Genomic DNA, 12,716 nt, shown 5'->3' on the forward strand with positions numbered 1-12,716 from the left:
GACGGCGCAGCGGAAGGAACAGACGATATGCCTACCAGTGCGGACGTGCCCTCAGACCTCGAGATTTCCCGTGCGGCCCGCTTGCTGCCCATTACCGAGATAGCCCGGCGGGTAGCCATTCCGGACGGTGCACTGGAACCGTACGGGCGCTACAAAGCCAAGGTTGATCCGGCGCTCCTGCCGGAGGGTGCGGCCCGCGGCCGGGTGGTCCTCGTGACCGCCATGAGTCCGACCCCCGCGGGTGAAGGCAAATCCACCGTGACGGTTGGACTGGCGGACGCCCTGCAGCGGGCCGGGGAAACGGTGATGATAGCCCTGCGCGAACCATCCATGGGGCCGGTGCTGGGCATGAAGGGCGGCGCCACGGGGGGAGGCTATTCCCAAGTGGTGCCGATGGAAGACATCAACCTGCACTTCACCGGCGATTTCCACGCCATCACCGCGGCGAACAATGCGCTGGCCGCCCTGGTGGACAACCACATTTACCAGGGCAACCAGCTGGGACTGGATCCGCGGCGCATCACCTTCAAGCGGGTCCTGGACATGAATGACCGGGCCCTGCGGGACATTGTGATCGGCCTCGGCGGTCCGGCGCAGGGCGTGCCGCGGCAGGACGGCTTCGATATCACCGTGGCCTCGGAAGTGATGGCCATCTTCTGCCTCGCCCGGGACCTTGCGGACCTCTCCGAACGCCTGTCCCGGATCACCGTGGGCTACACCTATGACCGCCGGCCCGTCACCGTCGCCGACCTTGGCGCCGAGGGCGCCATGACACTGCTGCTGCGCGACGCCCTCAAACCCAACCTGGTGCAGACCCTGGCCGGAACCCCGGCACTCGTCCACGGCGGCCCGTTCGCCAACATCGCACACGGCTGTAATTCAGTCATCGCCACCGCGACCGCCCGCCGGCTGGCCGGCATCGTTGTGACGGAAGCCGGGTTTGGTGCTGACCTCGGCGCGGAAAAGTACCTGGACATCAAGTCCCGGGTGGCGGATGTCGCCCCCGACGCCGTCGTGGTGGTCGCTACCGTCCGGGCCCTGAAAATGCACGGCGGCGTTCCCAGGGACGACCTCACCGCGGAGAATATTCCGGCACTGCGGGCCGGTGCCGCGAACCTGCAGCGGCACCTGGCAAACATCCGCCGGTTCGGGATCAACCCGGTGGTGGCGGTCAACCGCTTCAGGACAGACACCGACGCCGAACTGCGTTGGCTTCTGGACTGGTGCGCCGAGCAGGGCGTCAGTGCCGCCCTTGCCGACGTGTGGGCGCAGGGCGGCGGCGGCCCGGGCGGCGACGACCTGGCGGCGGCGGTGCTCCGGGCCTTGGACCAGCCGGCGGATTTCCGGTTCCTGTATCCGGACGGAATGCCGGTGGAAGAGAAAATCCGTACCGTGGCCCGGGAAATCTACGGAGCCGCCGACGTCGAATTCGCGGCGCCGGCCCGGCGGCGGCTGCAGGAAATCCAAGCGCGGAACCTGGAGCACCTGCCGGTCTGCATGGCGAAGACGCCCTACTCCTTCTCCGATGATCCTGCGGTCCTTGGGGCCCCGTCCGGCTTTACGCTCCACGTCCGGGACCTGACCCTCAAGACCGGTGCCGGCTTCGTGGTCGCGCTGACCGGCGCAGTCATGACCATGCCGGGGCTGCCCCGGAATCCGGCAGCGCTGCGGATGGGTGTGTCTGCGGATGGAACACCCAGCGGGCTCATCTAAGGCCGGTGCCGGGTCCGGAAACAGCAATGCCCCTGTTCCCGGAAGGGGGACAGGGGCATTGGCTCAGGGCTTTTAGCGCTCAACCTCGCCGCGGATGAACTGCTCCACCTTTTCCTTGGCGATGTCGTCGTTGTACTGCTCCGGCGGCGACTTCATGAAGTAGCTCGAGGCCGAAAGGATGGGCCCACCGACCCCGCGGTCAAGGGCGATCTTGGCGGCACGGACGGCATCGATGATGACGCCTGCGGAGTTGGGGGAGTCCCAGACCTCCAGTTTGTACTCCAGGGACACCGGAGCGTCGCCGAAGTTGCGTCCCTCGAGCCGGACGAACGCCCACTTGCGGTCATCGAGCCAGGCGACGTAGTCCGACGGGCCGATGTGCACGTCGTCGGCCTTAAGCGCGGCGGAGGTGTTGGAGGTGACGGCCTGCGTCTTGGAGATCTTCTTCGATTCCAGGCGCTCGCGCTCGAGCATGTTCTTGAAGTCCATGTTGCCGCCGACGTTCAGCTGGTACGTGCGGTCCAGGATGACCCCGCGGTCCTCGAACAGTTTGGCCATAACGCGGTGCGTGATGGTGGCGCCGATCTGGCTCTTGATGTCGTCGCCCACGATCGGCACGCCGGCCGCGGTGAACTTGTCCGCCCATTCCTTGGTGCCGGCAATGAAGACGGGCAGGGCATTGACGAAGGCCACGCCGGCATCAATGGCGCACTGGGCGTAGAACTTCGCGGCCTGCTCGGATCCCACGGGCAGGTAGCAGACCATAACGTCCACTGCGTTGTCCCGCAGGGCGGCGACAATGTCCACCGGAGACGCGTCGGATTCCGTGATCGTTTCCCGGTAGTACTTACCGAGCCCGTCGAGGGTGTGGCCGCGCTGTACCGTGATGCCGGTCTGCGGCACGTCGGCAATCTTGATGGTGTTGTTTTCGCTTGCGCCAATCGCGTCAGCGAGGTCGAGTCCGACCTTCTTGCTGTCGACGTCGAAAGCGGCCACGAACTGCACGTCATTGACGTGGTAATCGCCAAACTTTACGTGCATCAGGCCAGGGACGGTTTCGTTGGGGTCGGCGCTTCGGTAGTACTGGACACCCTGTACCAGCGAAGCTGCACAGTTTCCAACACCGACAATTGCGACCCGAATGGGGTTCTCGGACACGGTTCTCCTTTGAAGAAAATGTTGAACGCTGCGCCCCCGGCGCAGACAACCTCCCCAGTCTACGTGCTTGGAGTCACATCTCCGGCGCTGTTATCACCTGCCGGTGTTTCCCGGGACCAGGTCCGGTGCATCCGTCCGGCGCCGCAGGGGCCCGCAGCGCACGGGGCCCTGGTGGATACTGAACCTATGCAGCCCAACCCCAGGCGCGGTCCACAGCGGATTGTGGTGCCGTCCCGCAACGATCCGTTCCTCCGCAGGTTCACCGAAGGCATCGGCGGGCCGCTGGGCATCCACACCGCGCCGGGGATAGTCACGCCGGGATTCTTCACCGTGGAGCGGGTGCTGATCCTGCTCACGACCGCCGCTGCCCTGCTGGGGGTGCTGGTGAAGACGCCGTGCCGTGCCGGCGGGTGGAGCACACCGGACCATTTTTATGCCGCCTGTTATTCGGATTGGCCGGAACTCTTCCGCACCCGGGGGCTGGGGGAGGGGATCTTCCCGTTCCTGACCGAGGGTGCCCTTTTCGAGTATCCGGTCCTGCTGGGGCTGCTGGCCGGAGCCACCGCCCTGGTGGTGCCCGGCGCCGGTGCCACTGATGCCCGGGCGCTCAGCTACTTTGACGTCAACGCGGTCCTGGCTGCGGCGGCGTGGATTGCCACGGTCATCGCCACGATGCGCCTGGCCGGCCGCCGGCCCTGGGACGCGGCCATGGTGGCGGTGGCTCCGGCGGCCATCCTGTCGATGTTCATCAACTGGGACATTTTTGCCGTGATGCTGGCCACGGCCGGCATGCTGGCTTTTGCCCGGAACCGTCCGGTGGCCGCAGGGGTGTTGATCGGTCTGGGGACCGCATTGAAGCTCTATCCCGTGCTGATTCTGGGCGCAGTGCTGGTGCTTGCACTGCGGACGCTGCGGCTGCGCCCGGCGGTGCTGGCCTTCGCGGCTGCGGCCGGCACCTGGCTGTTGGTGAACCTGCCGTTCCTGCTCCGGGACTACGAATCCTGGCGCTTCTTCCTGACCTTCACCGGGGACCGTCCGGCCGGGTACTCCTCCATCTGGTTCGCGTGGAACCTGACCGTGGAAAGGGCCGGTGGAACCGGCGTCGGCGCGGAGTTCATCAACGTTGCGGCATACCTGCTTTTCGCGCTTGCATGCGCAGGAATCGCCGTGCTGGCACTGCGGGCCGGGCGCCGGCCGCGCCTGGCGCAGCTGGCCTTCCTGATCGTGGCGGCATTCATCCTGACCAACAAGGTCTATTCCCCGCAGTTTGTCCTGTGGCTGATTCCCCTGGTTGCCCTTGCCCGGCCGCGGTGGCTCGATTTCCTCATCTGGCAGTTCTTCGAGGTGATGCACTGGTGGGCCGTCTGGATGTACCTGGCGAAAGAGACTTCGGGCGGTGCGGCGGAGCACAACCTCGATTCGCCCTACTACGTGCTGGCCATCCTGGGCCACGTTCTGGCCACGATGTGGCTGATGTACCGGGTGGTTGCCGACATCCTCGAACCCGACGGCGATCCGGTGCGCCGCGGCGGCGTCGACGATCCCCAGGGCGGCCCGTTTAACGCTGCGCCCGACCGCTGGCTCCTGCGGCGGGGAGGGCCGGTTCGGGTACCCTTGGAAACGCATGCGGCCCCGGCGAAAGAAGCACAGTGACCCCCGTTCCATACCGTTCCGAGCAGCTCAGCCACGAGGAGTTCGAGGCGCTTGCCGCCGCGCACCCCGATGTGGTGATTCCGCTGGAACAGACCCCCTATTGGGCGGATTTTGAGCGGAAACTCGGCCGAAGCCCCTACGGCATCTGGGCCTATTACGACGGCGGCACCCTGGTGGCCACGGCGAGTTACCTCCGGTCCGAACGGCGGCTCCGACCGTCCCTCGTCGTCGTCAACGGCCCCACCTGGTTCACCACCCGCACGCACAACGCCGAAGCCCGGCTGGTCTCCACCGTGCAGGAACAGTTCCGGGCCGATCCCGCGGTGGACCCGCTCTACATCCGCATGCAGATCGAGCATCCCCAGCCGCCCGTCACAGGCCCGCTGGAACACGGCTGGTACGAACGCGAAATCGTGGTGGACCTGACCCCGGACACCGATGAAATCTTTGCCTCGTTCCGCTCCAACGCCCGGAACCTGATCCGCAAGGCGGAGAAGCTCGGCGTCAAGGTCAGCACCATTGAGCGGGACCGCTGGGCGGAAGTGTTCCGTATGGAGCTGTTCCCGATCATGCAGGAAACCGCCTCCCGCGACGGCTTCTCGAGCTTCGAGTCCACCTTCTACGAAACACTGCTCACCGAACTCGGCGACCACCTGCGCCTCATGGTGGCCTACATGGACGGGCAGGCCGTGTCCTGGCTGATCACCACCGAGTACCGGGGCTACTCGGTCTATTACTTCGCGGCCAGCTCGCACAGTGCCCGTAAGACCAACGCGCCCTACCTGCTGCTGTGGGAGGCCTTCAAGGTCCTCAAGGAAGCCGGCAACACCGCCTGCGGCCTCACGGGCATTGTCAGCGACAACTACCCCAGCCTGATCAACGTCACCACGTTCAAGCGGAACTTCTCCAAGACCGTGGTCACCATTCCCACCACCTACGACATTCCCCTGCATCCGCTGCGGTACGCACTGGTGGCCAACGCCCTGAAAATGCGCCGTGAGGCGCCCGGGAAGCTGCGCGGCCTCCCGGCCTCCGCCAAGGGACTTGCAGGCCGCATCGCCGGCCGGAAGGGGAACAAGGCAGACTCGTGAGCGATGTCAGTGTGGTCGGGGCCGGACCCAACGGACTCGCAGCGGCGGTCGTTATGGCCCGCGCCGGCCTCACGGTCCGGGTGTTCGAAACCGAATCCACGGTGGGCGGCGGCAGCCGCACCAAGGAACTGATGGAACCCGGCCACCTGCACGACATCTGCTCGGCCGTGCATCCCATGGCCCTGGCCTCCCCGTTCTTCCGCAGCTTCGGCCTGGACCGGCGGATCGAGCTTGCGGTGCCGGAGATTTCCTATGCATCGCCGCTCGACGGCGGACGTGCGGCACTGGCGTACAAGGACCTGGACCGGACCGTGGACGGGCTGGGACGCGACGGTGCCGCCTACCGGCGGCTGATGGAACCGCTGGTGAAGCGCAGCGAGGCCGTCACTGAACTGCTGATGGGCTCCCTGCTGAGCATTCCCCGGGATCCGGTTGCGCTGGCGAGCTTCGGCCTGGCGGCCCTGGACCAGGGCACACCCCTGTGGAACCGGCGTTTCGTGGAGGACGCCGCCCCGGCCCTGCTCTCCGGCGTCGCGGCGCACCCCGTCGGCAGAATGCCGTCGCTGCCCTCCGCGGGCGGCGGGCTGATGCTGGGAACCCTGGCCCACTCCGTGGGCTGGCCCATCCCGGTAGGCGGCTCGCAGGCCATCGCCGAGGCGCTGGCCGATGACCTGCGGGAGCACGGCGGTGAGATCTCCACCGGGCACCGGATCACTTCCCTGGACGAGGTGGCGGACTCCCGGGCCGTGATCCTGGATGTGTCCCCGTCGGTACTGCTGGAACTGGGCGGGGACCGGCTTCCGCCGCGTTATGCCAAGGCCCTGGAGCGGTTCCGCTACGGGAACGCTGCGTGCAAGGTGGACTTCATCCTCTCCGGTCCGGTGCCCTGGACCAACCCGGAGATGGCGCGCACGGGAACCGCCCACCTGGGCGGCACCCGGGGCGAACTGGCTGCGGCCGAGGACGACGTCGCCTCCGGCCGGCACCCGCGCCGCCCGTACGTGCTGTTGTCCCAACCGAGCGCTTTCGACGCCAGCCGTGCCCCCGCCGGCCGCCACGTTCTCTGGTCCTACTGCCATGTGCCCGCCGGTTCCACGGTGGACATGACCGAAGCGGTGACCGCCCAGATTGAGCGGTTCGCCCCCGGTTTCCGTGATGTCATTGTCGATTCGCGGGTGACGACGGCGGCTGATCTGGCGCAGTACAACGCCAACTACGTGGGCGGGGACTTCGGCGGCGGGGCAGTGACGCTGGCCCAGATGCTGATCCGTCCGGTCCTGTCTCCAAAACCGTGGCGGACGGCCGTGCCCGGGGTCTACCTCAGTTCCGCGTCCACCCCGCCGGGACCGGGGGTCCACGGCATGGGCGGACTGCATGCGGCAAAGCTGGCACTCAAGGACGTGTTCGGGCTGCCGGTGCCCGACCTCGCACCCGAACCGGGCTAGGCCCAGTCCCGCGGGTGCAGCGGGAACAATCCCGGGAAGGACCCCTGAACAACAGAGAGCCGGGCCTTGCGCGTGGTGGCCGGTCATGGGGAACTGGTAACAGGAGGTTCCCATGACCGAGCATTTGAACAACCACCACCGGGACACGCTGGACAAGATCCTGCGTCATCCTTCCAGCAGCAACGTCGAATGGAAGGACGTCCTGTCACTGCTGGAAGCAGTGGCCGACACTACCCGGGAGCACAACGGCAAGTACGAGGTCACCCTGGCCGGGCAGACGGATGTCCTTAGGGTGCCGAAAGGCAAGGACATAGACGAGCAGACCGTGGTGGACCTGCGGAAAATGCTGCGCCGTGCCGGCTACGAGCCGGATAAAAAGTAGTCCTACTCGACGGTCAGCTCGCCCATCCGGGACCATTCTTCGCCGTCAATGACGGTGTTGATGATCTTCGGGGTTTCCACCAGCGCCGGAACCATGTCCTTCATGGCCTGCTGGAAGTGGCCGCTCTGGACATGCGCGGCGGCGGCGTCGTCCTTGAACGCCTCCACGAGCACAAACTCGTTCGGGTTTTCCAGGCTGCGGGACCAGTCGAACCAGAGGTTGCCGGGCTCGGCGCGGGTGGCGGCGGTGAAGCCGGCGGTCAGTTCCGGCCAGCGCTCGGTCCACTCGGGCTTGACGAGGAACTTGACGGTAATGAAGATCATTTGGTCCTGCTTTCTTGAGATTTTCCTTGAAATTCCAGGGCTTTTCATCGTATGCCCGGCCGGCGGCTTCCGGCCAACGGGGAGCCAGCCGCGGGGAATGGGAGGATGGGTACGTGGCGCATCTCGACGTATCCAACATTGACTATTTCCTCTCCGACGGCCGGCAGCTGCTCAACGGCGTCAGCTTCAAGGTCGGCGACGGGCATAAAACGGCCCTGATCGGCCCCAACGGCACCGGGAAGACCACCCTGCTGCGGATCATCGCCGAGGATCTCAAACCTGACGAGGGCACGGTTTCGCGGTCCGGCAATATGGGCATCATGCGCCAGTTCGTCGGGCAGGTCCGTGATGACAGCACGGTCCGCGACCTGCTCGTTTCGGCCGCGCCGCCGGCCCTCGCTGCCGCGGCCCGCGAAGTGGACGCAGCCGAGCTCGCCATGATGGAGCACGACGACGAGCCCACCCAGATGCGCTACGCCACCGCCATCACCGAATGGGGCGACGTCGGCGGCTACGAACAGGAAACCGTCTGGGATGAGGTGACCATGGCCGCGCTCGGACTGCCCTTCGACCGGGCGCAGTACCGCAGGGCCGCAACGCTTTCCGGCGGCGAGCAGAAACGGCTGGTCCTGGAGGCACTCTTCGCCGGGCCGGACGAGCTCCTGCTCCTGGACGAACCGGACAACTACCTGGACGTCCCCGGCAAACGCTGGCTCGAGGGAAAGCTGGCCGAGTCCAGGAAATCCGTGCTGTTTGTCAGCCACGACCGCGAACTGCTGGACAACGCCGCCACCCGGATCGTGACCCTGGAGCCGGGTATCAACGGAGCTTCGGCCTGGATCCACGGCGGAAGCTTCAGCAGCTACGTGAAGGCCCGCGAGGACCGCAACGCCCGGTTCGAGGAACTGCGCCGGCGCTGGGACGAGGAGCATCTCAAGCTCAAGGAACTCGTCAACATGTACAAGAACAAGGCCGCGTTCCGCTCCGACATGGCCAACCGGTACCACGCGGCGCAGACCCGGCTGGCCAAATTCCTCGAGGCCGGACCGCCCGAAGCCCTTCCCCTTGAGCAGAACGTTAAGATGCGGCTGCGCGGCGGGCGGACGGCCAAGCGCGCTGTCGTCGCACAGAAGCTGGAACTGACTGGGTTGATGAAGCCGTTCAGCACCGAGATCTGGTTCGGGGACCGGGTGGGTGTGCTTGGCTCCAACGGATCCGGAAAGTCCCATTTCCTGCGCCTGCTGGCCCTGGGCGGCAGCGACCCGGATAAGGAACACGAGCCCGTCTCGGAAGTGGAAATCGCGGCGGTGCCGCATGCCGGCTCGGTGAAACTGGGGGCACGGATCCGGCCGGGGTTCTTCGCGCAGACCATGATGCGCCCCGACCTCGCTGAACGGACCCTGCTGGACATCCTGCACCGCGGCGACGAACACCGGTCCGGGCTGGGCCGCGAAGCCGCCGCCGGAGTGCTGGACCGCTACGGCCTGGCTGCGTCCTCGGAACAGAAGTTCGAGTCGCTTTCCGGCGGTCAGCAGGCACGCATGCAGATCCTGCTCCTGGAGCTCTCCGGCGCGACCCTGCTGCTGCTGGACGAGCCTACCGACAACCTGGACCTGCACTCGGCCGAGGCCCTGGAAAAGGCCATCGACGCTTTTGAAGGGACGGTCCTGGCCGTCACCCATGACCGCTGGTTTGCCCGCAGCTTCGACCGTTTCCTGGTGTTCGGTTCCGACGGCAGGGTTTACGAGTCCGAAACCCCGGTGTGGGACGAAAAACGCGTGGAGCGGGTCCGGTAGGGGACAATATTGGGCGTGGAGGAAACCAGCGAATCAGCCCTGAATAAAGCACTCATCGCCGTCTTCGTGATTTTTGGTCTCAACGGCCTGGTCTTCGCCAGCTGGGCGGCACGGATTCCGGCCGCGGCGCAGGACCTGGGTATTGGTGCCGCCGGTGTCGGCCTGCTCCTGTTGTTCTCGGCCATTGGATCCGTCGTGGCGCTGCCACTGGCCGGTTCGGTGGCCCAGCGGATCGGCACGGCCGGTGCGGTACGCGCAGGCGGCCTGACGACGTCGGCCGCTTCGCTCGCCATCGCCGCGGGCCTGAGTCTCGGGTCGATTCCCCTGACCGGCGCGGGCCTGCTGGTGTTCGGGGTGGGGATTGCCGGCTGGGACGTTGCCATGAACCTGGAGGGTGCCGACGTGGAGCGCCGGGTGGGCCGGACGGTGATGCCCAAATTCCATGGCGCGTTCAGTGGCGGGGCGTTTGTGGGCGCCATGATTGGTGCCGTGCTGTCCGCCGCCGGCGTTTCGCTGTCCCTGCACCTGCTGGGCATCCTGACCGTGGTCTGCGTGGCGGTGCTGATCGTGCCGCGGAACTTCCTCCAGCTGCCGCACCCGGCTGCTGCCGGCACTGGCGCCGATGCGTCGTCAAAGCCGTCCCGGTTCGGCGCCTGGCGGGAGGGGCGCACGGTGCTGATCGGCGTCGTCGTCCTGGGCGCCGCCCTCACCGAAGGCGCGGCCAATGACTGGGTGGCCAAGGCGACGGTGGATGGGCTGGGCACCAGCGAATCAACCGGAGCCGTGATGTTCGGGGTGTTCGTTGCCGCCATGACCCTCACCCGCTGGTTTGGTGCCCGCCTGATTGACCGGCTGGGACGCGTTCCGGCGCTGCGGATATGCATGAGCGCCTCCCTCGCCGGACTGCTGCTCTTCGTGTTCGCCCCGAACCTGGTGCTGGCCGCTGCAGGGGCCGTGCTGTGGGGGATCGGTGCGGCGCTGGGCTTTCCGATGGGAATGTCCGCCGCCGGAGAGGACCCCGTGCATGCCGCGGGCCGGGTCTCCGTGGTTTCCACCATTGGCTACATGGCCTTCTTCGTAGGCCCGCCGGTGCTCGGCTTCCTGGGCGAGAGCTGGGGGATCCGCAATGCGCTGCTGGTGGTGGGTGCCGCCATGCTGGTTTCGATTGTCTTTGCGCCGGCCGCCGCCGAACGGAAAGCCGTACCCGAATCGGCTTAATACTGCGGACCAATGGTGTCCGCATGAGAGGGGCGGAGCTCCCGTTCCCGGTCCTACCCTCGACGCATGTCCTTTTCACCACAGTCGTCAACTTCCACGCCGTTGATCTCTGCCGAGGGTCTGACCAAGGTCTACTCCTCGAAATCCGGTCCCGTGCATGCCCTGGACGGACTGGACATCGCTGTCCCTGAAGGAACAGTGACCGCTTTGCTGGGCCCGAACGGCGCCGGGAAAACCACCGCCGTCAAGGTCCTCACCACCCTGATCCGGCCCGATTCGGGCACCGCCGTCATCGACGGCATCAACGTGCTCGGCGATCCCAAGGCAGTCCGGCGCGTCATTGGCGTGTCCGGCCAGTACTCCGCGGTGGATGAGAACCTCACCGGGATTGAGAACCTGGACATGGTGGGGCATTTGTACCACCTGCCTGCCCGGCGCGCGAAGGAACGGGCAGTCGAACTGATCGATATGTTCGAGCTCTCCGACGCCGGCAACCGGCCGGTCAAGGGCTACTCCGGCGGTATGCGCCGCCGGCTGGACCTCGCCGGCGCCCTGGTGAACCAACCACGGGTCCTCTTCCTGGACGAACCCACGACCGGACTGGACCCGCGCTCCCGGATTGCGCTCTGGGGTGTCATCACCGACCTGGTGGCCCGTGGAACCACGCTGCTGCTGACCACCCAGTACCTGGAGGAAGCGGACCAGCTGGCCGACAAGGTGGCCGTGATTGACGAGGGGAAGGTCATTGCCGAAGGCACTTCGGATGACCTGAAGGCGCAGATCGGCGGGCACCGGGTAGCGGTGGCCCTGCACCGCCAGGAGGACGCGGACGAAGCGCTGTCCATCCTGGGCAGGCATGGATCCGGGGATCCCCACCTTTCCGGCGACGGCAGGACACTCGAGGTCGCCGTCGTCGACGGTCCCGCAGCGCTCCAGCGCATCCTGTCCGAACTCGAAGCCGGCAGCATCGAACTGCACGACGCCGGCATCCGCCGCCCCACCCTGGACGACGTCTTCCTGCAGCTCACCGGCAAGCCGGCCGAAGAGGACGCCGAAACGGAAAAAGAGGAGGCACACCGATGAGCGCGGCAGTATCAGCAACCGGTATCCGGACCAGCTCGCCGAGCCTTCCGGCCCGGTGGGCCGGTGACGGCTGGACAGTCACCAAGCGCAACCTGATCAAAATCAAGCGCTCACCGGACATGATCATTTTCGCCGTGCTGCAGCCGATCATGTTCGTGCTGCTGTTCAGCCAGGTCTACGGCGGATCCATTGCGGTGGCAGGCACCGACTATACGCAGTTCCTGATGGCGGGAATCTTCGCCCAGACGGTGGTTTTCGGATCCACCTTCTCCGGCTCAGCCATGGCACAGGACCTGAAGGAGGGCATCATCGACCGGTTCCGGACGCTGCCGATGAGCCCCTCCGCGGTGCTGATTGGCCGGACCAACGCCGACCTGGCGCTGAACGGGATTTCCATGCTCATCATGATGGGCACCGGACTGCTGGTGGGCTGGCGGGTGGACAGCACCCCCGGACGGTTCCTGGCCGCCCTTGCACTGCTGCTGCTCTTCTCCTATGCGTTCAGCTGGGTCATGGCCCTGTTGGGGATGACGGTGCGTTCGCCGGAGACCATCAACAACGCATCCTTCATGATCCTGTTTCCCATCACCTTCATTTCCAATGCGTTTGTGCAGAGCTCCAACCTCCCCGGACCGCTGCAGACCTTTGCGGACTGGAACCCGGTGTCGGCGCTCGTGCAGGCCGTACGCGAGCTGTTCGGCAACCTCGGCAGCGCGCCCGTCCCGGACACCTGGCCGATGCAGAACGCCGTTGCCACGGTGCTGATCGGCTCGGCCGTGATGCTCGTGGTCTTTGTTCCCCTGGCAGTTCGCAAGTTCGAGTCGATCAGCTCCCGGTAGAGGGGGCGGTGCCGT

The 12,716-nt window shown here is 66.3% G+C and carries 11 protein-coding genes; 9 read left to right on the forward strand and 2 right to left on the reverse strand.

The genetic code is table 11. The annotated features are described in order from the left end of the window. Window positions 1-27 precede the first annotated feature (27 nt). Entirely contained in the window at window positions 28-1,713 is a 1,686-nt protein-coding gene (locus QNO03_RS11915; RefSeq protein ID WP_289603434.1) for a formate--tetrahydrofolate ligase, read from the forward strand. Between the two features lie 72 nt (window positions 1,714-1,785). Here QNO03_RS11915 and QNO03_RS11920 read toward each other — a convergent pair whose 3' ends face one another. Next, window positions 1,786-2,871 carry an inositol-3-phosphate synthase gene (locus QNO03_RS11920; protein WP_229945930.1) on the reverse strand — a complete coding sequence of 362 codons (1,086 nt, stop codon included), beginning with the start codon at window positions 2,869-2,871 and terminating at the stop codon, window positions 1,786-1,788. Between the two features lie 186 nt (window positions 2,872-3,057). On the opposite strand from QNO03_RS11920, the gene QNO03_RS11925 reads away from it, so the two are divergent. From QNO03_RS11925 to QNO03_RS11940, 4 genes are all read left to right on the forward strand, one after another. Then, on the forward strand, window positions 3,058-4,524 hold the full coding sequence (locus QNO03_RS11925; protein ID WP_289603435.1) for a glycosyltransferase family 87 protein: 1,467 nt from the start codon (window positions 3,058-3,060) through the stop codon (window positions 4,522-4,524). Next, a complete protein-coding gene (locus QNO03_RS11930; protein ID WP_289603436.1) occupies window positions 4,521-5,615 on the forward strand; it encodes a lipid II:glycine glycyltransferase FemX in 1,095 nt (364 codons plus the stop codon). The genes QNO03_RS11925 and QNO03_RS11930 overlap by 4 nt, the downstream gene beginning before the upstream one ends. Continuing rightward, window positions 5,612-7,060, forward strand: coding sequence for a phytoene desaturase family protein (locus QNO03_RS11935; RefSeq protein ID WP_289603437.1), 1,449 nt, complete (start codon window positions 5,612-5,614; stop codon window positions 7,058-7,060). The genes QNO03_RS11930 and QNO03_RS11935 overlap by 4 nt, the downstream gene beginning before the upstream one ends. A gap of 112 nt (window positions 7,061-7,172) precedes the next feature. Further along, window positions 7,173-7,442 (forward strand): hypothetical protein, encoded by a 270-nt coding sequence (locus tag QNO03_RS11940; protein ID WP_289603438.1) that lies wholly within the window; start codon window positions 7,173-7,175, stop codon window positions 7,440-7,442. A 2-nt stretch (window positions 7,443-7,444) separates the two neighbouring features. Here QNO03_RS11940 and QNO03_RS11945 read toward each other — a convergent pair whose 3' ends face one another. Continuing rightward, window positions 7,445-7,765, reverse strand: coding sequence for a putative quinol monooxygenase (locus QNO03_RS11945; protein WP_229945940.1), 321 nt, complete (start codon window positions 7,763-7,765; stop codon window positions 7,445-7,447). 113 nt (window positions 7,766-7,878) lie between these two features. Here QNO03_RS11945 and QNO03_RS11950 point away from each other — a divergent pair, with 113 nt between their 5' ends. From QNO03_RS11950 to QNO03_RS11965, 4 genes are all read left to right on the forward strand, one after another. Beyond that, window positions 7,879-9,561, forward strand: coding sequence for an ABC-F family ATP-binding cassette domain-containing protein (locus QNO03_RS11950; RefSeq protein WP_289603439.1), 1,683 nt, complete (start codon window positions 7,879-7,881; stop codon window positions 9,559-9,561). A 9-nt stretch (window positions 9,562-9,570) separates the two neighbouring features. Further along, on the forward strand, window positions 9,571-10,779 hold the full coding sequence (locus QNO03_RS11955; protein ID WP_502874583.1) for an MFS transporter: 1,209 nt from the start codon (window positions 9,571-9,573) through the stop codon (window positions 10,777-10,779). A gap of 66 nt (window positions 10,780-10,845) precedes the next feature. Continuing rightward, window positions 10,846-11,862, forward strand: a complete 1,017-nt coding sequence (locus QNO03_RS11960) for an ATP-binding cassette domain-containing protein (RefSeq protein WP_229945946.1) — start codon at window positions 10,846-10,848, stop codon at window positions 11,860-11,862. Next, the gene (locus tag QNO03_RS11965; protein WP_289603441.1) at window positions 11,859-12,701 is read left to right on the forward strand and encodes an ABC transporter permease; all 843 of its coding nucleotides are present in this window, start codon (window positions 11,859-11,861) and stop codon (window positions 12,699-12,701) included. The genes QNO03_RS11960 and QNO03_RS11965 overlap by 4 nt, the downstream gene beginning before the upstream one ends. The last annotated feature ends 15 nt before the right edge of the window (window positions 12,702-12,716 follow it).

This window comes from Arthrobacter sp. zg-Y877, assembly GCF_030373105.1.
GTDB lineage: Bacteria > Actinomycetota > Actinomycetes > Actinomycetales > Micrococcaceae > Arthrobacter_B.

Bases quoted from the DNA above. Each gene is read 5' to 3' on its own strand.
- QNO03_RS11915 (WP_289603434.1), top strand. From the start codon at position 28: ATGCCTACCAGTGCGGACGTGCCCTCAGACCTCGAGATTTCCCGTGCG.
- QNO03_RS11925 (WP_289603435.1), top strand. From the start codon at position 3,058: ATGCAGCCCAACCCCAGGCGCGGTCCACAGCGGATTGTGGTGCCGTCC.
- QNO03_RS11940 (WP_289603438.1), top strand. From the start codon at position 7,173: ATGACCGAGCATTTGAACAACCACCACCGGGACACGCTGGACAAGATC.
- QNO03_RS11945 (WP_229945940.1), bottom strand. From the start codon at position 7,765: ATGATCTTCATTACCGTCAAGTTCCTCGTCAAGCCCGAGTGGACCGAG.
- QNO03_RS11960 (WP_229945946.1), top strand. From the start codon at position 10,846: ATGTCCTTTTCACCACAGTCGTCAACTTCCACGCCGTTGATCTCTGCC.
- QNO03_RS11965 (WP_289603441.1), top strand. From the start codon at position 11,859: ATGAGCGCGGCAGTATCAGCAACCGGTATCCGGACCAGCTCGCCGAGC.